29 protein-coding genes are annotated in these 25,032 nt (G+C 72.1%); 17 read left to right on the forward strand and 12 right to left on the reverse strand.

Features of this window, described 5'->3' with window-relative positions; all coding sequences use genetic code 11:
- Positions 1-57 precede the first annotated feature (57 nt).
- Positions 58-759: a leucyl/phenylalanyl-tRNA--protein transferase gene (gene aat / locus AC4BGB_RS11455; protein ID WP_490546969.1), complete on the forward strand. Its 702-nt coding sequence runs from the start codon at positions 58-60 to the stop codon at positions 757-759.
- A gap of 115 nt (positions 760-874) precedes the next feature.
- Here the strand turns inward: aat and AC4BGB_RS11460 are convergent, their stop codons facing one another.
- Both AC4BGB_RS11460 and AC4BGB_RS11465 read right to left on the reverse strand, forming a co-directional pair.
- A complete protein-coding gene (locus tag AC4BGB_RS11460) occupies positions 875-1,213 on the reverse strand; it encodes a rhodanese-like domain-containing protein (protein ID WP_490546970.1) in 339 nt (112 codons plus the stop codon).
- Positions 1,214-1,222: 9 nt separating this feature from the next.
- Positions 1,223-2,089 (reverse strand): Fpg/Nei family DNA glycosylase, encoded by an 867-nt coding sequence (locus AC4BGB_RS11465; protein ID WP_490546972.1) that lies wholly within the window; start codon positions 2,087-2,089, stop codon positions 1,223-1,225.
- A gap of 50 nt (positions 2,090-2,139) precedes the next feature.
- On the opposite strand from AC4BGB_RS11465, the gene AC4BGB_RS11470 reads away from it, so the two are divergent.
- The 7 genes from AC4BGB_RS11470 to AC4BGB_RS11500 all read left to right on the forward strand — a co-directional run bounded on the left by AC4BGB_RS11470 (position 2,140) and on the right by AC4BGB_RS11500 (position 8,165).
- Positions 2,140-3,678: an alpha/beta hydrolase family protein gene (locus tag AC4BGB_RS11470; RefSeq protein WP_490546973.1), complete on the forward strand. Its 1,539-nt coding sequence runs from the start codon at positions 2,140-2,142 to the stop codon at positions 3,676-3,678.
- A gap of 38 nt (positions 3,679-3,716) precedes the next feature.
- On the forward strand, positions 3,717-3,956 hold the full coding sequence (locus AC4BGB_RS11475) for a hypothetical protein (protein ID WP_490546974.1): 240 nt from the start codon (positions 3,717-3,719) through the stop codon (positions 3,954-3,956).
- Positions 3,957-4,000: 44 nt separating this feature from the next.
- Positions 4,001-5,203 (forward strand): ATP-binding protein, encoded by a 1,203-nt coding sequence (locus AC4BGB_RS11480; RefSeq protein ID WP_490546976.1) that lies wholly within the window; start codon positions 4,001-4,003, stop codon positions 5,201-5,203.
- 65 nt (positions 5,204-5,268) lie between these two features.
- On the forward strand, positions 5,269-6,075 hold the full coding sequence (locus AC4BGB_RS11485; protein ID WP_490546978.1) for a glycerophosphodiester phosphodiesterase: 807 nt from the start codon (positions 5,269-5,271) through the stop codon (positions 6,073-6,075).
- 65 nt (positions 6,076-6,140) lie between these two features.
- On the forward strand, positions 6,141-6,560 hold the full coding sequence (locus tag AC4BGB_RS11490) for an ATP-binding protein (RefSeq protein WP_490546980.1): 420 nt from the start codon (positions 6,141-6,143) through the stop codon (positions 6,558-6,560).
- Between the two features lie 43 nt (positions 6,561-6,603).
- On the forward strand, positions 6,604-7,581 hold the full coding sequence (locus tag AC4BGB_RS11495; RefSeq protein ID WP_490546982.1) for a DUF5926 family protein: 978 nt from the start codon (positions 6,604-6,606) through the stop codon (positions 7,579-7,581).
- A 245-nt stretch (positions 7,582-7,826) separates the two neighbouring features.
- The gene (locus tag AC4BGB_RS11500) at positions 7,827-8,165 is read left to right on the forward strand and encodes a YnfA family protein (protein ID WP_490546984.1); all 339 of its coding nucleotides are present in this window, start codon (positions 7,827-7,829) and stop codon (positions 8,163-8,165) included.
- Between the two features lie 29 nt (positions 8,166-8,194).
- Here AC4BGB_RS11500 and AC4BGB_RS11505 read toward each other — a convergent pair whose 3' ends face one another.
- The 5 genes from AC4BGB_RS11505 to AC4BGB_RS11525 form a co-directional block, all read right to left on the reverse strand.
- Entirely contained in the window at positions 8,195-9,409 is a 1,215-nt protein-coding gene (locus tag AC4BGB_RS11505) for an arginine deiminase (protein ID WP_490546985.1), read from the reverse strand.
- A gap of 40 nt (positions 9,410-9,449) precedes the next feature.
- Positions 9,450-10,052, reverse strand: a complete 603-nt coding sequence (locus AC4BGB_RS11510) for a TMEM165/GDT1 family protein (RefSeq protein WP_490546987.1) — start codon at positions 10,050-10,052, stop codon at positions 9,450-9,452.
- Positions 10,053-10,128: 76 nt separating this feature from the next.
- Positions 10,129-11,658 (reverse strand): multicopper oxidase family protein, encoded by a 1,530-nt coding sequence (locus AC4BGB_RS11515; protein ID WP_490546988.1) that lies wholly within the window; start codon positions 11,656-11,658, stop codon positions 10,129-10,131.
- Positions 11,633-12,097: a hypothetical protein gene (locus tag AC4BGB_RS11520; RefSeq protein WP_490546989.1), complete on the reverse strand. Its 465-nt coding sequence runs from the start codon at positions 12,095-12,097 to the stop codon at positions 11,633-11,635. Before AC4BGB_RS11520 ends, AC4BGB_RS11515 begins: the two co-directional genes overlap by 26 nt.
- A gap of 90 nt (positions 12,098-12,187) precedes the next feature.
- A complete protein-coding gene (locus tag AC4BGB_RS11525) occupies positions 12,188-13,045 on the reverse strand; it encodes a prephenate dehydratase (RefSeq protein ID WP_490546990.1) in 858 nt (285 codons plus the stop codon).
- Between the two features lie 95 nt (positions 13,046-13,140).
- On the opposite strand from AC4BGB_RS11525, the gene AC4BGB_RS11530 reads away from it, so the two are divergent.
- Positions 13,141-13,551, forward strand: a complete 411-nt coding sequence (locus AC4BGB_RS11530; RefSeq protein WP_490546991.1) for a DUF4446 family protein — start codon at positions 13,141-13,143, stop codon at positions 13,549-13,551.
- Between the two features lie 59 nt (positions 13,552-13,610).
- Positions 13,611-14,090, forward strand: a complete 480-nt coding sequence (locus AC4BGB_RS11535; RefSeq protein ID WP_490546992.1) for a nitroreductase family deazaflavin-dependent oxidoreductase — start codon at positions 13,611-13,613, stop codon at positions 14,088-14,090.
- Positions 14,091-14,096: 6 nt separating this feature from the next.
- On the opposite strand, the gene AC4BGB_RS11540 is transcribed toward AC4BGB_RS11535, so the two are convergent.
- Positions 14,097-15,680 carry a bifunctional phosphatase PAP2/diacylglycerol kinase family protein gene (locus AC4BGB_RS11540; RefSeq protein WP_490546993.1) on the reverse strand — a complete coding sequence of 528 codons (1,584 nt, stop codon included), beginning with the start codon at positions 15,678-15,680 and terminating at the stop codon, positions 14,097-14,099.
- A 180-nt stretch (positions 15,681-15,860) separates the two neighbouring features.
- Between AC4BGB_RS11540 and AC4BGB_RS11545 the strand changes: the two genes are divergently transcribed.
- The 5 genes from AC4BGB_RS11545 to AC4BGB_RS11565 are packed head-to-tail and all read left to right on the forward strand — an operon-like array spanning position 15,861 to position 20,391.
- Positions 15,861-16,826 (forward strand): hypothetical protein, encoded by a 966-nt coding sequence (locus AC4BGB_RS11545; RefSeq protein ID WP_490546994.1) that lies wholly within the window; start codon positions 15,861-15,863, stop codon positions 16,824-16,826.
- A gap of 33 nt (positions 16,827-16,859) precedes the next feature.
- Positions 16,860-18,176 (forward strand): serine--tRNA ligase, encoded by a 1,317-nt coding sequence (serS, locus tag AC4BGB_RS11550; RefSeq protein ID WP_490546995.1) that lies wholly within the window; start codon positions 16,860-16,862, stop codon positions 18,174-18,176.
- Positions 18,169-19,026, forward strand: coding sequence for an HAD family hydrolase (locus tag AC4BGB_RS11555; protein ID WP_490546996.1), 858 nt, complete (start codon positions 18,169-18,171; stop codon positions 19,024-19,026). Before serS ends, AC4BGB_RS11555 begins: the two co-directional genes overlap by 8 nt.
- The gene (locus AC4BGB_RS11560) at positions 19,023-19,520 is read left to right on the forward strand and encodes a GNAT family N-acetyltransferase (protein ID WP_490546997.1); all 498 of its coding nucleotides are present in this window, start codon (positions 19,023-19,025) and stop codon (positions 19,518-19,520) included. The genes AC4BGB_RS11555 and AC4BGB_RS11560 overlap by 4 nt, the downstream gene beginning before the upstream one ends.
- 34 nt (positions 19,521-19,554) lie before the next feature.
- A complete protein-coding gene (locus AC4BGB_RS11565) occupies positions 19,555-20,391 on the forward strand; it encodes a ScoMcrA-related endonuclease (protein WP_490546998.1) in 837 nt (278 codons plus the stop codon).
- Positions 20,392-20,442: 51 nt separating this feature from the next.
- Here AC4BGB_RS11565 and AC4BGB_RS11570 read toward each other — a convergent pair whose 3' ends face one another.
- The 4 genes from AC4BGB_RS11570 to mobA form a co-directional block, all read right to left on the reverse strand.
- Positions 20,443-21,009: a bacterial proteasome activator family protein gene (locus AC4BGB_RS11570; RefSeq protein ID WP_490546999.1), complete on the reverse strand. Its 567-nt coding sequence runs from the start codon at positions 21,007-21,009 to the stop codon at positions 20,443-20,445.
- Between the two features lie 9 nt (positions 21,010-21,018).
- Positions 21,019-21,993 carry an NAD(P)H-quinone oxidoreductase gene (locus AC4BGB_RS11575; protein WP_490547001.1) on the reverse strand — a complete coding sequence of 325 codons (975 nt, stop codon included), beginning with the start codon at positions 21,991-21,993 and terminating at the stop codon, positions 21,019-21,021.
- Between the two features lie 25 nt (positions 21,994-22,018).
- Positions 22,019-22,324 (reverse strand): DUF6457 domain-containing protein, encoded by a 306-nt coding sequence (locus AC4BGB_RS11580; protein ID WP_490547002.1) that lies wholly within the window; start codon positions 22,322-22,324, stop codon positions 22,019-22,021.
- Between the two features lie 70 nt (positions 22,325-22,394).
- On the reverse strand, positions 22,395-23,021 hold the full coding sequence (gene mobA / locus AC4BGB_RS11585) for a molybdenum cofactor guanylyltransferase (RefSeq protein ID WP_490547003.1): 627 nt from the start codon (positions 23,019-23,021) through the stop codon (positions 22,395-22,397).
- A gap of 40 nt (positions 23,022-23,061) precedes the next feature.
- Between mobA and AC4BGB_RS11590 the strand changes: the two genes are divergently transcribed.
- Together AC4BGB_RS11590 and AC4BGB_RS11595 are read left to right on the forward strand one after the other, a co-directional pair.
- On the forward strand, positions 23,062-23,901 hold the full coding sequence (locus AC4BGB_RS11590; protein ID WP_490547004.1) for a carbon-nitrogen hydrolase family protein: 840 nt from the start codon (positions 23,062-23,064) through the stop codon (positions 23,899-23,901).
- A 22-nt stretch (positions 23,902-23,923) separates the two neighbouring features.
- Entirely contained in the window at positions 23,924-25,015 is a 1,092-nt protein-coding gene (locus tag AC4BGB_RS11595) for a hypothetical protein (RefSeq protein WP_490547005.1), read from the forward strand.
- Positions 25,016-25,032: the final 17 nt, after the last annotated feature.

Below are 25,032 nucleotides of genomic sequence, written 5' to 3' on the forward strand. Positions count from 1 at the left end.
TGAAGCGTACAAAGCCTGCACACCCGGCACGTTTCACGACCCTGCGACCATGTCCCCGTGCCCCACGAACCACCGCCCACCCAGTGGGAGTTCCCGCCCGCCGACTCCACCGAGGGTGACCTCGTCGCGGTCGGGGGCGACCTGGCGCCCGGCACCCTGCTCGCCGCCTACCGGGGTGGCCTGTTCCCGATGCCGGTGGAGGGCCCGCAGGCACGCCCCTTCCGGCGGAACCGGCAAGTGGCAGCGGAGATGGCCTGGTGGTCCCCGGTGGAGCGCGGCGTGCTCCCGCTGTCCGGCCTGCGCGTCACCCGCTCCCTGCGCAAGTCCGCCCGGCACTTCGAGATCCGCGTGGACTCCGCTTTCGCCGAGGTCGTCCGCGCCTGCTCGGACCCGAGCCGGTCGGGGGGCTGGATCGACGACGAGATCCTGGCGGCGTACGTCGACCTGCACGAGCTCGGCTGGGCCCACTCGGTGGAGGCCTGGCGCGACGGCGAGCTCGCCGGCGGCCTGTACGGCGTCGCCATCGGCGGGCTGTTCGCGGGCGAGTCGATGTTCGCCCGCCAGCGCGACGCCTCGAAGGTGGCGCTGATGGGGCTGGTCGAGCTGCTCAGTGACGAGTACGCCGACGCCCGGCTGCTGGACACCCAGTGGCAGACGCCGCACCTGGCGTCGCTGGGGGTGGAGGAGATCCCGCGCGCGGAGTATCTCTCCCGGCTGCGACAGGCACTGCGGCTGCCGCTGCCCGCACCCTGGCGCTGAGGGCTGCCACCACAACGACGGGCAGTTGGAGGTCGCCCGCCCGGTGTCTCCGCGTGTCACGCCTCCGTGGCGGCCGAACTGCCCGTCCCTGTGACCGAGCAGCCGCCCCCCTGGATCAGACGACGAGCGGCTCGCCCTCGCCCTCGCGGACCATCGGCCGGTCCGCGGCACTCCACTCGACCATGCCGCCGGCGAGGTTGATCGCCTCGACGCCCTTCTCGCGCAGGAAGGCCGTGGCCTGGGAGGACCGGCCGCCGAGCTTGCACACCACGAGCAGCTGCTGGTCGGCCGGCAGCTCCTCGGTGCGCTCGGGGATCTCGGTCAGCGGGATGTGCACCGCGCCCTCGATGTGGCCGTGCTCCCACTCGATCGACTCCCGCACGTCGAGCACGGTCACACCCTCGGGAAGGGGATCCGGAACCTGGGCTACCTCGATGGTCGGTACTTCGATCATGTCTCGAGGCTACTTCAGGAACTTCGAGGTACGCCGGTCAGCCAGCGGCTTCCCACCGGTCTGGCAGGTGGGGCAGTACTGCAGGCTCGAGTCGGCGAAACTGACCTCGCGCACCGTGTCCCCGCAGACCGGGCACGCCTCGCCCGTGCGCCCGTGCACCGACATGTTGCTCTTCTTCTCGCCCTTGAGCTCGCTGGCAGCCAACCCCGAGGACCGTTTCACGGCGTCCCCGAGGACGGTGCGGATGGCGTCGTGGAGGTTCTGCAGCTCGGCGTCGGTGAGGCTGTTCGCGGGCTTGAACGGCGAGAGCCGCGCCGCGTGCAGGAGCTCGTCGGAGTAGGCGTTGCCGATCCCGGCGATGGTGCCCTGGTGCCGCAGCACCCCCTTGATCTGGGCGCGGCCGGCGCTGGTGAGGATGTCGCCGAGCACCTCGGGGGTGAACTCGTCGGCGAGCGGGTCGGGTCCCAGCCGGGCGATGCCCTCGACGTCGGCGGGGTCGCGGACGACGTACAGCGCCAGGCTCTTGCGCGTCCCGGCCTCGGTGACGTCGAGGCCGGCCCCGTTGTCGAGGACGATCCGGGCCGCGAGAGGCGACTTGTTGCTGGGCCGCGGCGGCACCGGTGGCACCTCGTCCTTCCAGCGCACCCAGCCCGCGCGGGCCAGGTGGAGCACGAGGTGGGTGCCGGAGACGTCGATGTCGAGGAACTTGCCGTGCCGGCTGACGCCGTCGACCATCCCGCCGGCGAGCGCCGTGACCGGGGGGTCGTAGGTCTTCAGGCAGCTGAACGCGGCGATGTCCACGCGTACGACGGCACGGCCGTCCAGACGACGCGACAGGTCCTGGACCAGGGCTTCGACCTCGGGGAGCTCGGGCACCGGCACAGGCTACTGCGGTAACTCCCGTCGTGGACCCTCGTTGAGGTGGCATGCGCCGCCACCTGACCCGTCCGCTGCTCGCCACCGTGGTCCTCGGGCTGCTCACCGCGGGAGCGGCGCTGGCCCCGGCCACCTCGTACGCCGCCGACCCGGAACCCGCAGTCGGGAGCCCGGCCTACGTCGCGCGGGACGCCCAGAACCTGCTCGACGCCTACGGCCGCGTCACCGGGCCGGGTGGCCAGCTGCAGAACCCGGCGTACCTCCCCTCCCTGGCACTGAGCATCACCGCGGACCAGGCCCGGATGCTCCTGGAGCAGGCCGCCTCTCCCACCCGCCTCCCGCTGACCGCCGGCCGCGTGGTGCCGGGCTGGAACGTCGGCAACCCGCTGCGGGCGGGCTGGAACGGCACCCGGGGTCTGAGCGAGCGCGTCGCGTTCACCAACCGGTACGGCGCGCTGCTCCGCGGCACGGTCCACCGGCCGCGGCCCGGCGCTCGGGACCCTTACACCGGCGAGCTGCTCCGCGGGCCGTTCCCCGGCGTCGTGCTCACCGAGGGTTCCGTGCAGGGCAGCGAGGGGATGTACCGCTGGCTGGCCCAGGACCTCGCGGAGCGGGGCTACGTCGTCCTGACCTACGACGTGCAGGGCCAGGGCAGCAGCGAGACCCTGCCGCACGAGCCGGTGCCGGGAGGCACGGCCAACGCGCTCCCGTTCTGCAACCCGTTCGCGACCCCTCGCGACGGCGAGCAGCTCGGCTGCCCCGGTGTCCCCTCCCAGCAGCTGTCCAACTTCGTCGTGGGCACCGAGGACGCGCTGTCGTTCTTCACCTCCACCCCGGCTCGGCCCTACGCCAACCCGGGGTCGGCGGGTGCGCGGACGAGCGCGTTCAACCCGTACTGGCAGCAGTTCGACCGCACCCCCGACCGGCGTACGGCGACCCCTGGCCGCACCAGCAGGATCGCGATCATCGGCCACTCGATGGGGGCTGCCGCGGTCTCGCGGGTGCAGGGCACCGACAAGCGGGTGGCTGCGGTGGTCGCGCTGGACAAGCTCACCGGCCCGGGCACCGACGGCCCGCTGGACGGCTCCGGGACCAAGCCCGTCGTACCCGCCCTGGCGCTGCAGTCGGAGTACGGCTTCACGGTCTCGCCGTACCTCCTCAGTGGCGGGTCCTCGCTCAGCCCGGCGCCGAGCCCCCAGGGTCCCGACCCGCAGCGCGAGCGCGCCACCGGGTACGACGCGTGGCGCAAGGCGGGGGTGGACAGCATGCTGGTGGTGCCCCGGGCCTCGACGCACCTGGAGTACACCGACATCCCGCTGGTGCTGCCGGCCAGCCGCTACGGCCAGGCCCTCTCCAGCCACTACGTGCAGGCCTGGTTGGACCGCTACCTCAAGCACCGCAGCAACGACGCCGCGCTGACGGGCACCTCGTTCCGCTACCTCGAGCCGGCCGGCGGCGGGGTGTGGAAGCCGGTCACGCTGCGCCGCGCGTCGCTGCTGAGCTTCTACTACTGCTCGGCCTACGGGTTCGGTTCGGGCTCGCGGGTGCTCTCCGACGGGGACCTCTCCGACGTGGGCGGTTGCCGTTGAGCACTGGTGTCCTGCCGGTGACGGAGGGAGAATCCGTCATGGCCAAGGTCGCGACGACCCCCGTGGGTGCCGAGTTCTTCCTCGACCCCCGTGGTGAGGGACGCACTCTTCGTGTCCGCTGGCACCACGCCAACGACCTGGTGGTGCTCTCGCTGTGGCGCGGCAGCGAGTGCACCGGCACCTTCCGGCTCGCCGTCGAGGAGGTCCCGGCCCTGATCGAGATCCTGCGTGCCGGGCTCGACGCCGAACCGGACGCAGGTTCCGCTACGACTCGCTAGGCAAATCTAGGGGATTTCCTAGACGGGCGGATATCTTCCTCGTCATGGACCCGATCAGGAACCCCTACGCGCCCGGCGCCGGGCAGCGCCCGCCCGAGCTGGCCGGTCGCGACCGCGAGCTGCAGCAGTTCGAGGTCACCCTCGAGCGGGTGGCCGCCGGCCGTCCCGACCGCAGCATGGTGCTCTCGGGCCTGCGCGGCGTGGGCAAGACGGTGCTGCTCAACGCCCTGCGCAGCCTCGCGGTCAAGCGCGCCTGGGGCACCGGCAAGATCGAGGCCCGGCCTGACCAGTCGATCCGCCTCCCCCTGGCCCAGGCGGTGCACGCCGCGGTGCGCGAGGTCGCCCACCGGCACCGCAACCCCGACCGGGTCGAGGAGGTGACCGGGGTGCTCAAGGCGTTCGCGCTCCGGACCGAGCTCAAGGACCGCAAGACGGGGTCCCGGCAGAACCGGTGGCAGCCGCCGCTCGACGTGCCGGCCGCGAGCGGCCGCGCCGACTCCGGCGACCTCGAGCTCGACCTCGTCGAGCTGTTCACCGACGTCGCCTCGCTGGCCGGTGACCTCGGGGTGGGCATCGCCCTGTTCATCGACGAGATGCAGGACCTGCCCCCGCACGAGCTGGCCGCGCTGTGCGGCGCCTGCCACGAGATCAGCCAGCAGGGAGCACCCCTCCTCGTGGTGGGTGCGGGGCTGCCGCACCTCCCGGTGGCGCTCGCCGCCTCCAAGTCGTACGCCGAGCGCCTGTTCCGCTACGTCTCGGTCGACCGCCTCCCCCGCGACATGGCCGAGCGCGCGTGGACCGTCCCCGCCGCCACCGAGGACGCGACCTACGAGCCCCGCGCGCTCGAGGAGCTCTACCGGCTGACCGACGGCTACCCCTACTTCGTGCAGGCCTACGGCAAGGTCACCTGGGACGTCGCCGTGGACACCCCGATCAGGTGGGACGACGTGATGCAGGCCGCCCCCGAGGCCGAGGCGGAGCTCGCGGTCGGCTTCTTCGGCGCGAGGTACGACCGGGCCACTCCCGCCGAGCGTGACTACATGACCGCGATGGCCGACCTCGGCGAGAACACCCAGGACCTGCCGGTCAGCACCGCGGAGGTCGCGCGGCTGCTGGACCGCAAGCCACAGTCGCTGTCCCCCGCCCGCGACGGACTGATCAAGAAGGGCCTCGTGTTCTCCGGGGAGCGCGGCACGGTGGCCTTCACCGTGCCCCACTTCGGGAAGTTCCTGCGCAGCCAGCGCTGAGCCCGCGCCCCACGCCGGGCAGGTGCGCAGCAGGGGCATCACTACCCTGCGTGCAGAATGGGCCCATGGTCCAGAGTCGGCCGCAGGTCATCGCCCACCGTGGCTCCAGCGCCACCAACGCCGAACACACCTTGGGCGCCTACGTGGCGGCTCTCGACGAAGGCGCCGACGCCCTCGAGTGCGACGTACGGCTCACCGCCGACGGCCACCTGGTCTGCGTGCACGACCGCAACATGCGGCGTACGGCGCACCGCGACGGCGTCGTGTCCACCATGGACCTGGCCGACCTCGAGGGACTCGACGTCGCCTCCTGGAAGCGGCCCTGGGCCGACCTGGACGACGAGGCCCCCGACTGGGACCCCGAGCTGGCCAAGCTGCTCACCCTGCGCCGGCTGCTGGAGACCGTCGCCGACTACCCCCGCCGCGTCGAGCTGGCGATCGAGACCAAGCACCCCACCCGCTACGCCGGCCTCGTGGAGCGCCGCCTGGTGGAGTTGCTGGACGAGTTCGGGTGGGCAGGGGCCAACTCTCCCGTCAGGGTGATGTCTTTCTCGTGGGTGGCCCTGCGGCGGCTGCGGCGCCTGGCACCCGACCTGGAGATCGTGCTGCTGGTGAGCACCCCGCGGCAGTGGTACCGCGCCCGCCCCTTCGTCGACGCCGACTGGAGCACCGGGGTCGACCTCGACCTCGTCCACGACCACCAGGAACTCGTCGCCCGCATCGTCGGGATCGGCAGGCCGGTGCACTGTTTCACGGTAAACACGCCCAAGGACATCGACCGCTGCCTCGACCTCGGCATCCGGGGGATCATCACCGACGTCCCAGGCGCGGCCGTGACGTATATGAGAAGTTTGGGCGGCGGCGTTTCATGATCGATTCCAAGGGGCAGAGTGCCGCTGAAAAGGTACGGGCGACCAGGCACCCGAGCGGAGGACTCATGGCGCAGAACACCGGCGCAATGCTGGAGGGTGACCCGACGGCAATCGATCTCCCCTTCGCCCCGGGGAGCGCCCGGATCGCCCGTTCCCGCCTGATCGAGTGGCTCAGCCGGGTGGACGCCCGCGACGAGCGGTGCGAGGACGCGCGGCTCGTGGTCAGCGAGCTGGTCGGCAACGCGATCCGGCACGCACGCCCCCTCGACGACGGCACCGTGCGGGTGAGCTGGACCGCCGGGCCCACCGGGCTCGACATCGCGGTGACCGACGGTGGGGCGCGCACCGCCCCCACCAAGGTCGACGCCGGGGGCTCCGACCTCGCCGGTCGCGGGCTCGCGATCGTCGAGACGCTCGCGGCGCGCTGGTGGGTGGAGTCCACGCGGTCCCGCACGACGGTGCACGCACTGCTCCCCCTGCCCTGAGGCCTCCTCGGGGGCCCCTGGGGCCGCCGCCTAGTCTTCGCGCATGGGAAAGAAGGCTCGTCAACGCAACCGCACCTCGGCCGCAACGACCGAAACCACGGCCCGGAATCAAGGACAGGCTCCGGGCGGTGAGGGTGTCGTCGGCCCCCGCCAGCCCTGCCCGTGCGGGTCGGGTCGGCGCTACAAGGCCTGCCACGGGAGCCCGGACGGTCCGCCGTCGGTCTACGTCCCCCGTCCGTTCGAAGGGCTCCGCGGGGAGGCCGACCTGGTCGCCCTGAGGGAGTTCGTGCCGGCGGCCACGGCGCCGCTGGAGGTCACCGGGACCGACCGCGACGTGCTGCTGTGCTCGCTGCTGCCCGCCGCGGCCCCGGCGCTGGTGCGCCAGGACGGCACCATCTGGCTCGGGCTTCAGGTGCAGCACTCGTACGGCGACCCGAGCCGCGACCTGGCCGCCGTACTCCTCAAGGCCCTCGACGCCGAGCCGGGCAGCATGGTCGGGCTCGCGGAGCCCCCCGGCGAGGGGCCGCGGCTCCAGGACCTCGTGGGTTCCGCCCCGCTGGAGGTCACTGTGCACGAGGGCTTCGACTACTGGGTGGCCGATCTCGAGGACAAGGACGGGTCCATGGCCGCGGCCCTGGAGCAGGCCAACGGCGCCGCCGCCCCCACGAAGCGGGTCGCCGGCGTCGAAGCGGCGTACTGGACCTCGGTGGGCAACCGGGAGTACCTCCGCTGGGTGCTGCCCCAGGACGAGGACCGGGTCCTCGACGCGTTCGCCCGCCTCCACGTCGCCGGGACCGACAGCCTGGTCGAGGGCGACCGGGTGATCGGGATGTTCCGCACCCACGGCCTCGCCGTCCCGGTCTGGGACCTCCCGGTGGGCACCGGCGCCGAGGCGCTCGCGGAGCCCGCGGCCGCGCTGGCGAAGTCGCTGGAGGAGGCGATCAGCTCCTCGGCTCCGCTGACGACCGAGGAGCGCGCCGCCCGCGCCGGACTGGCCAGTCGCCAGCTCACCATCCGGTGACGTCCAGACCAGTTGATCTGGTCCAACCCCCGGTTTCCGCGGTTTTCGTTGTCGCCACCCAGACCGTGGTTTACTTTTAGCAAGCCCCGGCCGATGTTGTCCCCCCCGTCAACACCGGCCGGGCACTTGTCTTTCCAGGCGATCACCGCCGGGAGCTCCGGAGCCGGTCCCTCGTGGGCCGGCTTCGTCGTTCGCCCCGGATCCGCCGGAAGTTCGACCTCTGTCCGGCTGCGATGATCTCGGGCATGACCACCGCCCGCTCCCTGCTCCTGTTCCTCGCAGCCGCCGTCGCCGAGATCGGCGGCGCGTGGCTGGTGTGGCAGGGAGTGCGCGAGCACCGGGGCTGGATCTGGGTCGGCGCGGGCGTCATCGCCCTGGGTCTCTACGGGTTCGTGGCCACGCTCCAGCCCGACGCCAACTTCGGACGGATCCTGGCGGCCTACGGCGGCGTGTTCGTCGCCGGCTCCCTGGTCTGGGGCATGGTCGCCGACGGGTTCAAGCCGGACCGCTACGACATCGCCGGCGCACTGATCTGCCTCGTCGGGGTCGCGGTGATCATGTACGCCCCCCGAGGCGCTGCCTGAGCAGTGCCCGATGGCAGCGCCTGCGGCAGTCAGACCTCGTCGCGGGCGATCGGGCAGGACATGCACCGGGGGCCGCCGCGTCCCGAGCCCAGCTCGGAGCCGGAGATCGCGATCACCTCGATGCCCGCGTCCTCGAGCCGGCCGTTGGTCTCCACGTTGCGCTCGTAGGCCACCGCGACCCGGGGTGCGATCGCCAGGGTGTTGTTGCCGTCGTCCCACTGCTCACGCTCAGCGGTGACCGGGTCGAGGCCGGTGTCGATCTGGTGCAACGTGTCGATCTCCATCGCCTTCGCCGCGGCCACCAGGAACGGCTCCGCCCCGGCGACGAGCAGCCGGCCGTCCTCGTCGAGGGTGACGGCGTGGGCGGTGAGGTGATCGGCGACGTTGGGATACATCACGATCTTGTCGACGTCGACCATCGTGCACACGGTGTCGAGGTGCATCGTGGCCCGTTCCTGGGCGATCGGGACCGCGAGCACGGTGTGGGTGGTCCCGTCGCCGAGGACCTGGCGGGCCAGGCGCTCGACACCTGCGGGCGTCGTACGCTCCCCGACGCCGACGGCGATCACGCCCGGCGCCAGCAGCAGTACGTCGCCCCCCTCGACGTGCTCGCGGCGCCACCCGTGGAGCTGGCCGGTGGACGCGAACCGGGGATGTCCGGTGTAGATCAGCTCGGTGAGCTGGCTCTCCCGCTCGCGGGCGGGCATCGCGAGCGACGTGATCGCCACCTTCTCCCCGATCCACACGCTGGAGTCGCGGGTGAACAGCAGGTTGGGCAGCGGGTCGACCAGGAACGCGTCCCCGGGCAGCAGGCTGGTCACCAGGCCGGAGCCACCCCTGACCTCGTCGTTGCGCAGGCCGGCGGTGAGCACGTCGGTGAGCTGCTCGGGGGCGAGCTCCCCCAGAGCGGCCTGCAGGTAGTCGCGTAGGGTTTCCCCCAGCCGGAGCGAGGAGGTGACCGCGTCCACGGCCCGCGTCCGGGCATCGGCAGCGGCCAGGGTCTCGACCAGGAGGTCGGTCAGGTAGAGCACCTCCACGCCGCGGCTGCGCAGGGTGTCGGCGAAGGCGTCGTGCTCCTCCTGGGCCCGGCTGACCCAGGGGATCGCGTCGAAGAGGAGCTGGTCGTTGTTGCGCGGGGTGAGCCGCTTGAGCTCGGGACCCGGCCGGTGCAGCAGCACGGTGCGCAGCCGACCGACCTCACTGGTGACACCCGGGCGAGGGGACGGCGTGACGGGTTCGCTCATCCCGGCAGCCTAGAGGCGCCGGACCGGATCCCGAGAGGGCTCAGGCGACGAGCTCCACCCCGGTGAGCACCGCCAGGACCAGGCAGACGGCCGCGCCGACGTAGTGCACGGTGGAGAGCTTGATGTAGCGCAGCAGCACCCGTCCGGCGAGGATGGCCAGCCCGGAGACGGTGAGCAGGGCGATCCACGCACCGAGGAAGACGCTGACCGGGTGGCCGTACTTGGCGACCATGCTGATCGTGAGCAGCTGGGACAGGTCGCCCCACTCCGCGGCGAACAGCACCACGAACGACGCGAGCACGGCCTTGAGCCCGGTACGCGAGTCGGTGGCCTTCGCCTCGAACTCCGCCTCGGTCTCCTTCTCCTCGGCGTCTGCTCCGGGCGCGGAGCGGAACAGCACGAAGGCGCCGATCAGGAACACCACCAGGGCCACCGACTTGATCAGGGTCTCCGGGAGGAAGGTCGCCAAGTGGCCGGCCAGGACCGCGATCAGGGTCTGCACGAGGAACGCGAGGCCCACACCCACCCAGACCGCCAGCGGCTTGTAGCGGGTGGAGAGCACCAGCGCCGCGATGAACGTCTTGTCCGGCAGTTCGACCACGAAGATCGCACCGAAGACGATCGCGATGACGAGAAGATCCATCAACGGACTCCGGCCGTGGGCACGTGCAGCGGTTCGGGTCCGGTCACGGGCTCAAACTATCCGGTGCTCCGCCCCCTCACTCCGGCACGTTCCCCGAGTCCTTCCCGAGGCGGTACGGCGTGGTCACGCCCTCGTACATCAGGTGGGTGACCAGGCCTTCCCGGGCGTGCTTGAGGTTGTGGCAGTGGTCCATCCACACCCCGGGGTTGTCCGCGAGGAACACCACGTCGAAGGACTGACCGTCCTGCACCTCCAGGGAGTCGAACCACCACGGGCTGCCGCTCGCCTTCTTCCCGTCCCGCGACAGCACCAGGGCGTGGTGCCCGTGCAGGTGCATCGGGTGGCTCTCCCCGCTGCCGTTGGAGATCCGCACCCGCACCACGTCGCCCTCGCGCACCACGAACATGGGCATGTCGGGGTAGAGCTTGCCGTTGACGCTCCACCAGATGCCGGGACGCCCGTCGAGGAAGCCCGGACGACGCCCGACCGAGTAGCGGAAGCTCCGGTCGGGCTTGCTGGTCTCCAGGGCGACCGGCTTCCGGGTGCCGTAGCCGAGCAGGTCGACCTCGGCGTCGGGCTTGTCCGCCGGTGCGGCCCGTGGGCTGCCCGGGCCGATCACCATCCCGGCGCTGCCGAGCAGCTCCAGGCGCACCGCGGAACCGTCCGCGGGCACCGTGACCTCGAGATCGGCCCGTCCACCGGCGGGTACGGCGACGGAGGCGTCGGTCACCGGGGTGGGTCCGTTGACCTCGGTCCCGTCGACCGCCCGCAGCAGGAACGGGCTCCGCGACCACACGTTCTGCTGGCCGTTGTCGGTGTTCACGATCCGCACCCGCAGCCGCTCCCCGGGCCGGGCCTCGACGCGCACGTCGCCCGTGCGGCCGTTGACGGTGGCCTTGCCGGCGTACAGGTGGCTCACCGCGACCACGTCGCGCACCCCGGCCTCGCGGGCCTCGGGGTGGATCACGACGGCGCCGAGCAGGCCGCCCTTGACCTGCTCGTCGGAGAGCTGGTGGGAGTGGTACCAGTAGGTGCCGGCGTCGGGTGCCACCCACCGGTAGGTGTAGGTCTCCCCCTCGGCCACGGCGTCCTGGGTGACCCCGGCGACACCGTCCTCGGCGTTGGGGACGTCCACGCCGTGCCAGTGCAGCGCCACCCCGCGCTCGACCGACTCGTTGCGCAGCCGGACCTCGACTAGCTGGCCCACGGTCGCCTCGATGAGCGGTCCCGGGGTGCTGCCGTTGAGGGAGAAGCCCGCGACCTTCTCCCCGGAGGCCAGCTCGACCTCCCCCTCGCGGGCGACCAGGTCCACCACGACGTCGGCCGGACGGTTCTCCTCGGTGCCGAGGTCGTCCACGCTCACGGGACCGGTGCCGGGCTGCCCGTGCCCGTGGCCGCCGCCGTGGCTCCCCGCGGCGCGGGAGCCGCCTCCGTGGTCGAGCTCCCCCATGGACATCGCGGAGTACGACGAGGGCAGGCGGCTGTCCCACCACATCCACGCCAGCGGCCCGACCAGCGCCAGGGTGAGGACCACCGCGACCAGGAGCCGGATCCGCTCCCTGGTCACCCGGGACCGCCCGTCACTGGCCAGCTGGGACCTCGGCACGCGGACTGCTCCCCTGGGTCACCGCGGAGACCCGGCGACCGGCCTGGGTGGCCACGCTGAACAGCACGATGGCGTTCAGTCCGTGCAGCGCCCCGGAGTACGCCGTCTCGTGTCCGAAGATCCCGAGGGCGACCTGGAGCACGACCAGTCCGAGGACGATCGCGGCCCACTTGACCCCTCCCTCGATCCTGGCGAAGAAGCTGATCACCAGCAGCACCAGCGCCAGCAGGGGCATCAGCATCATCCCGATGACGCCGTGCAGCATGAACCCGATCGAGCCGGTGAAGTCCAGCGACTGGTCCTCCATCACCGACTCGGTGAGGGTGTTCCCGGCGGTGATCCAGTTGTAGAGGCCGGCGATGGCGAACACCATCACCGCCGCCTGGACGGCGACCAGACCAGCGAGCGTGTGGGCGAGGCCCTTGTACGTGGAGCGCATCTGTCGATGCTGCGACCGGACCTACCCCGGTCGCAACGGTTCATGCAGAGATAACGGGGTCGGACTAGTCCGGAGGTCTCGGAAGGTCGCTCAGCGCGACCGGAAGCTGTCCGCCGGGTAGACGCCGAGGATCTTGATCTCGGTGGTGAAGAACGCCAACTCCTCCAGCGCGTTGCGCAGGGCCGGGTCATCGGGGTGGCCGTCGACCTCGGCGAGGAACTGCGTGGCCGCGAAGTGCCCGCCGACCATGTAGCTCTCCAGCTTGGTCATGTTCACCCCGTTGGTCGCGAACCCGCCCAGGGCCTTGTACAGCGCGGCCGGGAGGTTGCGCACGTTGAAGATGAAGCTGGTCACGACCGGCCCGCCGCCCGCGGAGGCCTGGACGAGGTCTCGGGAGAGGACGACGAAGCGCGTGGTGTTGTGCTCCTCGTCCTCGACGTCGCGCTGCAGGATCTCGAGGCCGTAGGTCTCTGCGGCCAGCGGCGGCGAGATCGCCGCCTGGGTGAGGTCACCGGACTCGGCCACCTCACGCGCGGCGCCCGCGGTGTCGCCGGCGATCACCGGGTTCAGGCCGTGCTGCCGGATCACCTTGCGGCACTGGCCGAGTGCGTGCACGTGGCTGTGCACCGTGCGCAGGCCCCCCAGGGAGGCGCCGGGCAGCGCCATCAGCGCGAACTGGATGCGCAGGAAGTGCTCCCCGATGATGTGCAGGTTCGAGCTCGGCAGGAAGTGGTGGATGTCGGCGACCCGGCCGGCGATCGAGTTGTCGATCGGGATCATCGCCAGGTCCGCGTCCCCGGCTTCCACCGCTGCGAAGACGTCCTCGAACGAGGCGCACGGCACCGACTCCCAGTCGGGGTAGTGCTGCTTGCACACGATGTGGGAGTTCGCGCCCGGCTCGCCCTGGTAGGCGATGCGTCCGCGGGTCTCGGAGCCTGTGGTGGTCACGTGGGGAGTTTCCCACGCCGTCCGGTCAGGCTTCGGCCAGCACCCGCTGGCGAGCCTGCACCGGGCGATCGGCGCGGCTATCTACCCTCGATGTCGTGGACACCGCTCTCGCCGTACTCGCCCTGCTGCTCTCCCTGGCCGCCCTGGGGGTCGCCGTCTCGAGCCGACTGACGGGCCCGGGATCGGGACGGGGCCGGCCGCGCGCCGACGCCAGCGAGCTGCCCGAGGACCCCCGCGCCCTGCGCCAGGAGGTCGCCGCCCTCAAGGCGGAGAGTGCGCAGGCGATGCGCCACGTCGCGGTGGTGCGCTACGACGCCTTCACCGACACCGGCGGCCAGCTGTCCTGGTCGATGGCGCTGCTCGACGACAGCGGCAGCGGCGTCGTGCTCACCTCGATCCAGGGTCGCGACGACTCCCGCAGCTACGCCAAGAACGTCTCCGGGTGGAGCAGCGAGACCCAGCTCTCGCCGGAGGAGGAGGACGCGATCTCCAACGCTCGCCCCTGAGCTGCCCAGTGGGCGGTCAGACCAGCGCCCCGGAGGCCGGGCGACCCTAGGATCTCGCCGTGAACCTCCTCACCCCCCTGGCGATCCGGATCGGCTCCATCTCCTGGATGCCCAAGCTGCTCCCCCAGATCACCGCCACCGACAAGTTCGTCCAGCGGGTGAGCAAGGGTCGGGTGACGATCCTCGACATCGCCGGCCTGCCCAACCTGATGCTCACGGTGAAGGGCCGCAAGTCGGGGGTGCCGCGCACCACGCCGCTGCTGTGCGTGCCCTACGAGTCCGGCCACCTGATCGCGGGCTCGAACTTCGGTGGAGAGAAGAAGCCCGTCTGGGTGGTCAACGTCCGCGCCGCGGCCGAGCGGGGCGAGACCGTCGGCGTACGCGTCGGTGGTGTCACCCGGCAGGCCAACCCGCGCGAGGTCACCGGCGCCGAACGTGAGCGGCTGTGGGCGCACATGCTCCAGACGTGGCCCAACTACGCGAAGTACGCCGAACGCACCGACCGCACGATCCCGGTGTTCGTGCTCGAGCCTGCCTGAGCCGGCTCAGCGCGCCACCCGCACCAGCACCCGGCCGTGCACGCTGGTCGCGCGCAGCTCGCGCCCGGGGGCGATCAGGTCCCCGTCGAGCTGGCGCGGCGCGTCCACGTGGGCACGTACGACGACCTCGCGCCCGGTCATCCGGGTGATCGTCTCGTCGGTGCGCCTGTTCCTGGTCATCACGCGCACCGCGAGGGGCACCCAGGACAGGAACCGGCGCGGGTAGAGCAGCACCACGTCGAGCTGGCCGTCGTCGATCGAGGCATCCGGGATCAGGGGCATCCCCGCCTGGAGGAACCCGACGTTGCCGATCACCACGGTGCGGGCCCGGTGCCGGGTGAACTCGCCACCGTCGATGGAGACCTCGAGCCGGATCGCCGGGAACATCAGTGACTTCAGCGCCGACCAGACGTAGGCGAGCCAGCCCAGCCGGGCCTTGATGTCGTCGTTGACGCCTTCCATGATCGCCGCGTCGAATCCCATCCCGGCCATCACCAGGAAGGTCGCGTCGTCCATCTTGTCGCCGCTCACCTCGACCATGTCGATCGCGCGGTCCTGGCCGTTCAGGGCGGTGTCCACGGCCGCGCGCAGGTAGAGCGGGATGTCGAGGTTGCGGGCGAGCAGGTTCCCGGTGCCGGCCGGCACGATCCCGACCGCGATCCCGGTGCCGGCGAGCTCCTCGCACACGGCGCGGATGGTGCCGTCCCCGCCCACCGCGAGGACCAGGTCGCAGCCGCTGACGGCGGCCTCGTGCGCCATCCGGTAGCCGGTGTCCTCCTTGGTCGTCTCCCACCACACGACTGAGGCGAACCCCGCGTCGGTGGCCAGCGCCTCCACGAGCGTGCGGAACTCGTCGGCGTCGTCGACCTTGATCGGGTTCAGGATCACCGCGAGCTTGCGGCGGCGGTTCGGCACGGCATCGGCCAGCGGCGCGTTCGCCAGCGCGCTGGACCGGGGGGTCGGGTCGTAGAGGGCGAGCCAGAGCAGCACGATGCCGCCGCCGAGGAGGTAGCCCGCGATCACGTCGGAGAGGTTGTGCACGCCCAGGAAGATCCGGTCGGCCCCGACGAGCAGGACCATCACCACGGCGAGGCCGCGCGCGAGCCGTCGTACGCCGCGGCGCCGCACCAGCATGCCGGTGAGCACCACGGTCACGCCCATCGCGCCCACGATCCCCGAGGAGTGCCCCGAGGGGAACGAGTAGGAGCTCAGCACCTGGAGCGGGTCCTCCCACATCGGCCGGTCCCGTCCGATGAGCCGCTTCAGCAGCAGGTTGGAGACCCCGATGGTGGTCATCACCCCGACGGTCCAGATCGCCGCGCGTCGGTGCTTGCGGCTCTCCAGGGCGATCGCGACGATCACCGTGGCCACGGCCAGGGGCAGCGTGGTGGTGGCCAGCCCGAGGTAGTGCCAGAACAGGTAGAGGCTGTGGTGCGCCTGGGTGACCGACTCCGGCCAGGCACCGACCTCGGAGTCGAGCTCGAGCAGGGGCGACCACTCGATGCTGACCAGCAGTGCCAGCACCACGAACACCAGGAAGCACAGGATGCTCCACCCCAAGCGGGTGGGGCGCAGTTCAGCAGCAGTCACGTTCGGGTCCTGTGCGGTTCGGGTTCACGGGTGGCGTCAGTCCCCCGAAGTATGCCGCCGAATGCCCCTCCCCCTTGCCACCGGGCGCGCTCCTGCCCTGCGCCCCTCACATGTGGGACCATTTTCACGAACGCACCAGGCCCCTGCCCGGTCGCGCCGCTCCAGACTCGAGGGGACCCCATGCGTCGTACGACTCCCCGGTGGATGGCCGCCCCGGCGGTCGCCCTGGCGACCTTGCTCGTCGCGGCAGGCTGCGGCGACGTGGAGGTCAAGGCCGACAAGGACCAGGACCAGCCGGACAAGGCCTCCTCGTCCGCCCCCGCGAAGCCGGACACCAGCGCCGGCGAGGGCACCTGGCTGCTCGGCATGACCACGGCCGGTGGCGCGGACGCCGAGGACTCGACGGCCACCTACATCAGCTACGACCCCTCGACCGGCAAGGCCACCGCGCACGAGCTGCCGGCGGTCAAGGGCGCCAGCGCGACCCCCGAGCAGGCCGCACTGCTGGTCAGCGCCGACCGCCTCTGGGCGATCCCCGACACGGGGATCCCGAGCAGCCAGGAGAAGAGCGGCCAGCTGAAGGTCTACTCGCTGACCGACGGCTCGGCCAAGGTCGTCGACATCCGTGAACGCACCGGCAAGGACGACGTCGCCCCGATCGGGTGGGCCTTCGACCCCGAGCGCGCGGACACCCTGCGCGTCGTGGACACCAAGAACCGGGTCTGGGCGGTCAACGTCGCCGGTGGCAAGGCCACGCCGGAGAAGTCCCTGCCCACGGGCGAGTGGGTGTTCACCAACGGCTTCAACCCCAACACCGGGGAACCGTGGGTGGAGAGCATCGACAGCGACGTGACCAGCCCGCCCGGCAACGGGCCCACCGACACCGCGCCCGTGACCCGCGACGGGGGCACGGTGCTGCCCGCCAACTCCCCCGGCTTCTCCGAGCTCCCGGCCAGCCCGTGCACGCTCGGTGCCGGCTTCACCGAGGCCTCCGGTGTGACCTGGACGTTCTGCGGTGACACGCCGACGCTGCGGACCTACTACCTCCCCGTGGACGGCAAGGAGTGGGTCGCCTACGGCAAGCCGAGCGCGGCCGTGGCACCCGAGGCCGCGAGCTTCCCGCTCGTGCTCCCGCCTGCTGAGTAGTTCCTCCCACACCGTGGCGGCTAGTCTCGGGCCGTGATCGACCCACGACTTCTTCGCGACGACCCTGACCTGATCCGAGCCGCCCAGGAGAAGCGCGGGCTCTCGGCCTCCGTGGTCGACGACGCCCTCGAGGCGGACGCCGCCCGGCGGGCCGCGATCGCGGACTTCGAGCAGCTGCGCGCGGAGCAGAAGCAGCTCGGCAAGCTGATCGCCAAGGCGCAGGGCGAGGAGAAGGCGGACCTGCTCGCCCGCACCAAGCGCCTCGCGGCGGACGTGAAGCTCGCCGAGGCCACCCAGACCGAGGCGGAGCAGGGCTGGCGGGAGGCCGTCTACGCGATCCCCAACCCGGCCGCCCCGCAGGCGCCGGCCGGCGGCGAGGAGGACTACGTCGTCCTCTCCGAGCACGGCACCCCTCGCGACTTCGAGGCTGAGGGCTTCGAGCCGCGCGACCACGTCGAGATCGGCCGGATCCTCGGCGCGATCGACGTGGAGCGGGGCGCCAAGGTCTCCGGCTCGCGGTTCTACTACCTCACCGGACCCGGTGCCGACCTGGAGCTGGCCCTGGTCAACATGGCGATGGACCAGGCGCGCTCGGCCGGGTTCACCACGATGATCCCCCCGACCCTGGTCAAGCCGCGCGCGATGGAGGGCACCGGGTTCCTGGGCCAGGCCGCCGACGACGTCTACCGGATCGAGGGACAGGACACCTACCTCGTCGGGACCTCCGAGGTGCCGCTCGCGGCGTACCACTCCGACGAGATCCTCGACGCGGAGACGCTTCCCCGCCGGTACGTCGCGTTCAGCCCCTGCTTCCGCAAGGAGGCCGGCTCGCACGGCAAGGACACCCGCGGGATCATCCGGGTGCACTGGTTCGACAAGGTGGAGATGTTCACCTACACGACCCTCGAGGAGGCCGAGGACGAGCACCTGCGCCTGCTCGGGTGGGAGATGGAGTGGCTGGACAAGCTGGAGCTGGCCTACCGGGTGATCGACGTCGCCGCGGGTGACCTCGGGCTCTCGGCCCAGCGCAAGTTCGACTGCGAGGCGTGGGTGCCCACCCAGGGTCGCTACCGCGAGCTGACCTCCACCTCGAACTGCACCGACTTCCAGACCCGGCGCCTCGACATCCGCGGCCGGTTCGCCTCCGCAGACTCCGCCCAAGGATCGTCCCAGCCCGAGGTCAAGCCGATCGCCACGCTCAACGGCACCCTGGTCGCGATCCCGCGCACCATCGTGGCGATCCTCGAGACCCATCAGCAGGCCGACGGCTCGGTGCGCATCCCCGTGGCGCTGCGGCCCTACCTCCAGGGGCGCGAGGTCCTCGAGCCGATCGGTTCCAACGGTGGCTGATCCCGGCACCTCCGGCTGGGTCCCACGCCTGGTCGCGCTCGACATCGACGGCACCCTGCTCAAGTGGGTCGAGGGCGAGGGCCAGGAGTACGAGAAGATCTCGCCGGAGGTCTACGACGCGGTGCACGCAGCCGTCGAGGCCGGGGCCCACGTGGTGCTGGCCAGTGGCCGCTCACCCCACGGGATGGACGTGATCGCCGACCTCCTCGACCTCCCCCGCGAGGGCGACGAGCGGCTGTGGGTGGTCGCCTCCAACGGTGCCGTGATCTTCCGGTACCCGCCCCTGGAAGTGGTCCACGAGGAGACCTTCGACGCGAGCGCCGCGGTCCACCGGGTGCTCGAGAAGCACCCCGAGGCGCTGGTCGCGGTCGAGGAACGCGGCGTCGGCTACCGCGTCAGCGGCCCCTTCCCCGAGGGCGAGCTGTCCGGGGAGATGATCCAGACCGACCTGCACGAGATGGTCGCCGGCCCGGTCAGCCGCGTGATCATCCGGGACCCGAGCGCCTCGGTCGAGGAGTTCGTCGAGATGGCCGCCGCGCTCGGCCTGCACGGCACCGACTACGTCGTGGGCTGGACGGCCTGGCTCGACCTGGCGCCGGTCGGTGTCTCCAAGGCCTCCGGCCTGGAGTACGTCGTCCGCGAGCTCGGCCTGACCAGCGCCGACGTGCTCGCGATCGGCGACGGCCGCAACGACATCGAGATGCTCCAGTGGGCAGGGCGCGGCGTGGCGATGGGCCAGGCCGTCCAGGAGGTCCACGACGTGGCCGACGCCACCACCGGGACCGTCCACGAGGAGGGCGCGGCGGTCGAGCTGCGCCGGTGGTTCCCGGCACCCGCCGAGACTGCATGAACCAGCTCCCCGAGCTGGTGACCTCGCAGCGACTCACCCTCCCCCTGGTCAGCCCGGAGGACGCCGAGGGGATGCTCGCCGGGCGCCGGCGCGTCTCCTGGCACCGCGACTACCCCGGCAAGGCCGACCAGGACGCGGTGGCCACGGTCCGGGCCGGTGACCCCGACGCGTCGTGGGGACGCCGGCACATCGTGCGCAGCTTCGACGGTCTCGTGGTGGGCTCGATCGGGTTCTTCGCAGCCCCGGAGCCGGGCCCCGACGACACCCTCGAGGCCGAGATCGGCTTCGGTCTCGTCGAGGACGCGCGCGGGCACGGCGCCGCGAAGGAGGCGCTCACCGCGATGCTCGAGCAGACCGACCTGGCCGGCGTACGGGTGCGCGCCTGCGTGCGCCCCGAGAACCAGTCCGGGGTCAGGGTGCTCGCCGCGTGCGGCTTCACCCAGCTCCGCGGGTCGACCGAGGACGGCGAGCTCGTGATGGTTCGACCGCTTTAGGGAACCCGGACGCGCGGGACGTAGAGTGCAGAACATGCCCCCATTCCAGGCCGTCAGGCCCGAGCACGTCCTGCTTGCCCTCGAGGAGTTCGATCGAGTCGGGTCTGAAGAGTTCCTCTCCCGCTACGGCTTCGACGAGTCGGGCGAGCACGAGCTGGTGCACAACGGCAAGACCTACGACTCGCTGGCCGTGATCGGCGTCGCCTACGTCCGCGCCACCGGCGAGCTCGCCCCCGCCGAGGACCTTCGCCACGGTCCCGAGGGTGCCGCCGAGGCGCTCCGGGCGCTGGGATTCTCCATTGCCGGCGACGACGCGGAGGACGAGGGCGAGGCCCCCGTCGACGCTGCGGACATCGGTGACGAGGCAGCCCGGTCCGCCTGGGCCGTGGCCGCACGCGAGGTGCTGCTGGAGACGGCAGCCAGGTACCACGCCGTGATCAGCACCAAGGAGCTCGCTGCCGAGGTGATGAAGCGCAGCAACATCCACACGAAGCGACCCAGCCACTACTGGATCGGCGACGTGCTGGCACGGGTCGCCGCCGACTGCGCCCAGCGCGGCGAGCCGCTGCTGTCCGCGTTGTGCGTCAACGCCGACGGCAGCGTCGGGGCCAGCTATGCCGCGACGGTGTCCGCTGCGGGCGGCAGCGTGGACGGCGACGCCGACGACCACGCCGCACGCGAGCGGCTCGAGTGCTACCGCACCTTCGGTGCGGACCTCCCCAGCGGCGGCGGCACCTGGGCCCTCACGCCGCGGCTCAGCGCCTCACGCAGCCGTGAGCGACGTGCTGCGGCGGCGGAGAAGATGCCACCGCTGTGCCCCAAGTGCCACACCGCGGTGCCCGCCACGGGCATCTGCGACTACTGCGACTGATCCCTGCGCCCAACCGCTCCGCCCGGCCCTCGGGCCATCACGGGGGTCGGCTCAGAGGTACATCCCGCCGCGGCCGTGCTCGGACCCGTCCTCGGGGCGCGCGCCCGGGTGGCCGGGCTCGACGTGCAGGCCGGGAGCGGCGCCGGGCGGCAGCGCCCTGCGCATCTGCTCCAGCTGTGAGCGCGCGGCCATCTGCTGGGCGTAGATCGCGGTCTGGATTCCGTGGAAGAGCCCCTCGAGCCATCCCACCAGGCTGGCCTGGGCGATGCGCAGCTCGGACTCCGAGGGCGTCGCGTCCTCGAAGGGGTGGACCAGCCGGTCGAGCTCCTCGTCGAGCTCGGGGGCGAGGCCGTCCTTCAGCTCGTTGATCGAGGTGTGCAGCAGGGCGGCCAGCCGCTTGCGGCCCGCCTCGTCGAGGGGTGCGGCCTTGACCTCCTCGAGGAGCTGCTGCACCATCCGGCCGATCCGCATCACCTTGGCCGGCTGCTCCACGAGGTCGGTGAGGTTGCGCTCGCCGTCGTCCTCGCCGTCCTTGTCGTCCTGGCCGGTCACGGGCTGGCCGTCGGGAGCGATCACGGTCACCTGGTCGTCTGACTGCGGCTCTCGGGGTGTCGACATGGTCCGAGCCTACTCAGCCACCGTGAGCAGGATCTTGCCGCTGTGGGATCCCGAGCCCATCAGCTCGTGGGCGCGGGCGGCCTGCTCCAGCGGGATCTCCTCGTGGACCAGAGAGCGGACCCGGCCCTCGCCGATCAGCGGCCACACGTGCTCGACGACGGCGGCGCAGATCGCGGCCTTCTCCTCGGTCGGCCGGGCGCGCAGGGAGGTCGCGATCACCGCGCCCCGCTTGCTCAGCAGCAGTCCCAGGTCGAGCTCGGCCTTGGCGCCGCCCTGCATCCCGATCACGACCAGGCGTCCCTGGGTCGCGAGCGCGGCCAGGTTGCGGGCGAGGTACTTCGCGCCCATGTTGTCCAGGATCACGTCGGCGCCACCCTCCTGCTTGACCACCTCCACGAAGTCCTCGTCGTGGTAGTTGATCGCGCGGTCGGCACCGAGCTCGCGGCACAGCTCGAGCTTCTGCGCCGAGCCGGCCGTGGTGAGCACCTTGGCGCCGAGGGCCTTGGCCAGCTGGATCGCGAAGTTGCCGATCCCGCCGGCACCTCCGTGCACGAGCAGGGTCTCCCCCGGTTGCAGCCCCGCCACCATGAACACGTTCGACCACACGGTGCAGGCGACCTCGGGGATGGCGGCCGCGCTCCTCAGGTCCACGCCGGGCGGCAGCGGCATCACCTGTCCCGCGGGCACGACCACCTTCTCGGCGTACCCCCCGGCGGCGAGGAGCGCGCACACCTCGTCCCCGACGCGCCACTGGTCCACTCCTTCGCCCACGGCGCCGATCCGGCCGGAGCACTCGAGCCCGAGCACGTCGGAGGCGCCCTTCGGCGGCGGGTAGAACCCCTGGCGCTGGAGGGTGTCCGCGCGGTTCACCGCACTGGCGACCACGTCGATGACGACCTCGCCCGGACCCGGCTCGGGGTCGGGCAGATCGACGACGGTCAGGGCCTCGGGACCACCCGGCTCGGGTGCGGTGACGGCGCGCATGGTGCCCACCCTAGGGAGGTCGCGCTCAGACCTCGACCTCGGAGTCCTCGACCTCGACCTCGACGTCCTCGAGTTCGGAGTCGACCTCGTCGGGAGCCTTGTCCCAGCGCAGCGCCAGCGCCGAGGCCAGCCCGGCCAGCCGCTCCACCTGCTGGGGGTGGCCGTCGAACGCGGCGGCGGCGTAGCCGAGCAGGAACGTGCTGACCGGTGCCGCCGGGCGCTCCACGTTGTGGGCCGCGTCGCGCGCGAGGTCGAGGATCAGGGCCTCGTCGACCTCGAGCTCGATGTCCAGCACGTCGCAGAGCTCGTCGATCCAGTCGTGGAGGTTCACGGCCACAGTCTTGGACGGTCCGCGGACCTGTGCAACACGAATGCAGAAGTTGCCCCGGGAGCCGGCCGGCTCAGCCACCCATCAGGGTGCGCAGCGCGACCAGGTCGTCCCAGGTGTCGAGGTCGTGCGCCTCTGCCGCCACGGCGGGCACCTCGGCGAGGTCCAGCCCCGCGACCAGCCGCCTCATCGCCAGGCCGTGCTGCTGCTCGGCGGGCGGGGCGGCGGCCAGCAGCGCCTCGGTCCGGTAGCTGGCGCAGACGTACTGCCGCCTTCCGGTGGGGTCGACGAGGAGCGCACCGTCCTTGCCGGGTCCGTCCGTGGTCGCGGCCGCGAGCAGCCGGCGCACGGTGTCGGTGGTGACCATCGGCATGTCCACGGCGAGCACCACGGTGTGCCGCGGCACGGCCGCGAAGGCGGCGAGCCCGGCCAGCACGCCGGCTGCCGGCCCGCCGCCCGGCGGGTCCTCGCGCCGGAAGGTCACCGGACGGCTGGTCAGGACCTCGTCGCCCACCACGACCACCTCGGGGATGCCCGCCAGCGCCGCGAGGGCGTGCTCGAGCAGGGTCGCACCGCCCACCTCGATGGAGGCCTTGTCCGCGCCGTCGATCCGCACCGCCCGCCCGCCGGTGAGCACCACGGCCCCGACGTCCGCCCGCACCGGCCCGGCGGCTGCTGGATGGTGTCCGGTGAGCCCCACGACTGGAGAGTCTGGCACCCGGACTGGCACTGTGGGAGCCATGGCCGAGACCTCCACGCACACCCAGCCGGGCGACCGGTCCGCAGCCACGGGCGGGACAGCCCCCAGCGACCGGCTCCGGGTGCGCCTGGTGCAGCGGGCCTCGGGGCTCGACCCGGCCGAGAACCTGGCCGCGCTGGAGGAGGTCGCCACCCTCGACGGCGAGCCCGACCTCGTGGTCCTGCCCGAGGCGTTCGCCCGTGACTTCGGCGAGGCCGGGTCGGACCTGGCGCCGTACGCCGAGCCGCTGGAGGGGCCGTTCACCGAGGCCCTGCGCCGCGCAGGCAAGGCGACGGGGGCTGCCTGGCTCGCAGGCATGTTCGAGGTCGCACCCGACCCCGCCCGTCCGCTGAACACGCTGGTGCTCACCGATGAGGACCGGCTCTCGGCGTACCGCAAGATCCATCTCTACGACTCGTTCGGCTACCGCGAGTCCGACACCGTCAGTGCCGGGGAGGTGCAGCCTGCCCCGGTCGAGGTCAGGGGGTTCCCGCTCGGGCTGATGACCTGCTACGACCTGCGGTTCCCCGAGCTGGCCCGCACGCTGGTCGAGCAGGGCGCCGAGGCGCTGGTGGTCCCGGCGGCCTGGGTCGCCGGCCCGCGCAAGGTCGACCACTGGCGGACGCTGCTGCGGGCGCGGGCGATCGAGAACACCGTCTGGGTCATCGGCGTGGGCCAGCCGGCCCCCCGCTACACCGGGCACTCGATGGTGGTGGCCCCCGACGGCGACGTCGTGGCCGAGGCCGACGGGGATCCCGCGGTCCTCGACGCGGTGATCGACCGCTCCGCGGTCGCGGAGGTACGCCGGACGAACCCGTCGCTGGAGAACCGGCGGATCTGAGACGGGTTGGTAATCTCACCCGGTGCCGGTGCTGAGGAGAACGCCTGGCCGTCGGCTGCTGCCCGGCGGGTACGAGGCGACCCCGGAGCACCCCGACCGCACGCGTGAGCCCGGCCCCGGTTCCCGCCGTGCCGGTGCCTCGCCGGCCACCTCCGACGTCGCCCCCCAGTGGCGCCCGTTCGCCGGGAGGCGGAGGTCGTGGGCCGTCGCGCTGGTGGTCCTCGCGGGTGCCTCGGCGCTGCTCCAGGTCCTCGACGCACCCGACCTGGTCCGGCAGTCGATCGCCGTGGCTCTCGCGGTCGTGCTCGCGGTCGGTCTCGCCGTCCGGTCGGGGACCTCGGTGCCGCTGGCGTCCGGGTTCGCACTCACCCTGGGGGTGACCGCGGTGGTCACCGGCTGGGAGCCCCTCCTGGCGGGGGCCGCGGTGGGCGCTGCCGTGGCGGGATCGTGCCTGGCGGTGCTGGGGACCCGGCCCGCGTCCGGTCCGGTCGCGGTCGCGCGGGAGGTGGTGGTCGCGCTGCTCGTCGCCGCGACCGGAGGCCTCGCCGCCGCGGGGTTCCTCGCGGACCTCGACACCGAGAGGTTCGGCTACACGGTCCTCGCGCTCACGCTGGTCTGCGCGGCCCTGCTGGTCCACCGTCCCGCCGGCGGGCTGCACCTGCTGGGCCGCCGCGGCCTCCTGCTCTTGGCCGGCGCCCTGGTCCTGCTGGTGGTGGTGGTCGTCTACACGGCTGCCCTCACCGAGTACGGCTCCCCGGAGCTGGTCACCCAGGTGCGCTCGGCGCAGGACGACCTGCGCAGGGCGCTGGCCGGCGTACCGCACCCGGTCGACTTCCTGGTCGGCATCCCGGCGCTCGCCTGGGGCGTCTCGCTGCGCTCACGGCGCCGCCAGGGCTGGTGGGCGTGCGCGTTCGGTGCCGCAACGACCGCGCACCTGGCGGCCGACCTCTCGGGGAGTGACTGGTCGGTCGGCGCGGGCCTGGCCGTCGTCTACAGCCTGGTGCTGGGCCTGCTCGTGGCGGCGCTCCTGGTCCGGCTGGAACGCGCCGTGAGCGGCCACGGGACGCCGCCGGCGCTGCGGGAGGAACCACCCCGGCTGTACCCGCTGCAGTGACGGCGGGCCCCCGCCTG

It is taken from the genome of Nocardioides sp. Z30_9 (assembly GCF_058215735.1).

What these genes read in the sequence shown, in the direction of transcription:
- AC4BGB_RS11460 (WP_490546970.1), bottom strand. Translation starts at nt 1,213, where the DNA reads ATGATCGAAGTACCGACCATCGAGGTAGCCCAGGTTCCGGATCCCCTT.
- AC4BGB_RS11470 (WP_490546973.1), top strand. Translation starts at nt 2,140, where the DNA reads ATGCGCCGCCACCTGACCCGTCCGCTGCTCGCCACCGTGGTCCTCGGG.
- AC4BGB_RS11475 (WP_490546974.1), top strand. Translation starts at nt 3,717, where the DNA reads ATGGCCAAGGTCGCGACGACCCCCGTGGGTGCCGAGTTCTTCCTCGAC.
- AC4BGB_RS11480 (WP_490546976.1), top strand. Translation starts at nt 4,001, where the DNA reads ATGGACCCGATCAGGAACCCCTACGCGCCCGGCGCCGGGCAGCGCCCG.
- AC4BGB_RS11485 (WP_490546978.1), top strand. Translation starts at nt 5,269, where the DNA reads ATGGTCCAGAGTCGGCCGCAGGTCATCGCCCACCGTGGCTCCAGCGCC.
- AC4BGB_RS11490 (WP_490546980.1), top strand. Translation starts at nt 6,141, where the DNA reads ATGGCGCAGAACACCGGCGCAATGCTGGAGGGTGACCCGACGGCAATC.
- AC4BGB_RS11495 (WP_490546982.1), top strand. Translation starts at nt 6,604, where the DNA reads ATGGGAAAGAAGGCTCGTCAACGCAACCGCACCTCGGCCGCAACGACC.
- AC4BGB_RS11500 (WP_490546984.1), top strand. Translation starts at nt 7,827, where the DNA reads ATGACCACCGCCCGCTCCCTGCTCCTGTTCCTCGCAGCCGCCGTCGCC.
- AC4BGB_RS11505 (WP_490546985.1), bottom strand. Translation starts at nt 9,409, where the DNA reads ATGAGCGAACCCGTCACGCCGTCCCCTCGCCCGGGTGTCACCAGTGAG.
- AC4BGB_RS11510 (WP_490546987.1), bottom strand. Translation starts at nt 10,052, where the DNA reads ATGGATCTTCTCGTCATCGCGATCGTCTTCGGTGCGATCTTCGTGGTC.
- AC4BGB_RS11520 (WP_490546989.1), bottom strand. Translation starts at nt 12,097, where the DNA reads ATGCGCTCCACGTACAAGGGCCTCGCCCACACGCTCGCTGGTCTGGTC.
- AC4BGB_RS11545 (WP_490546994.1), top strand. Translation starts at nt 15,861, where the DNA reads ATGCGTCGTACGACTCCCCGGTGGATGGCCGCCCCGGCGGTCGCCCTG.
- AC4BGB_RS11560 (WP_490546997.1), top strand. Translation starts at nt 19,023, where the DNA reads ATGAACCAGCTCCCCGAGCTGGTGACCTCGCAGCGACTCACCCTCCCC.
- AC4BGB_RS11565 (WP_490546998.1), top strand. Translation starts at nt 19,555, where the DNA reads ATGCCCCCATTCCAGGCCGTCAGGCCCGAGCACGTCCTGCTTGCCCTC.
- AC4BGB_RS11570 (WP_490546999.1), bottom strand. Translation starts at nt 21,009, where the DNA reads ATGTCGACACCCCGAGAGCCGCAGTCAGACGACCAGGTGACCGTGATC.
- AC4BGB_RS11575 (WP_490547001.1), bottom strand. Translation starts at nt 21,993, where the DNA reads ATGCGCGCCGTCACCGCACCCGAGCCGGGTGGTCCCGAGGCCCTGACC.
- AC4BGB_RS11590 (WP_490547004.1), top strand. Translation starts at nt 23,062, where the DNA reads ATGGCCGAGACCTCCACGCACACCCAGCCGGGCGACCGGTCCGCAGCC.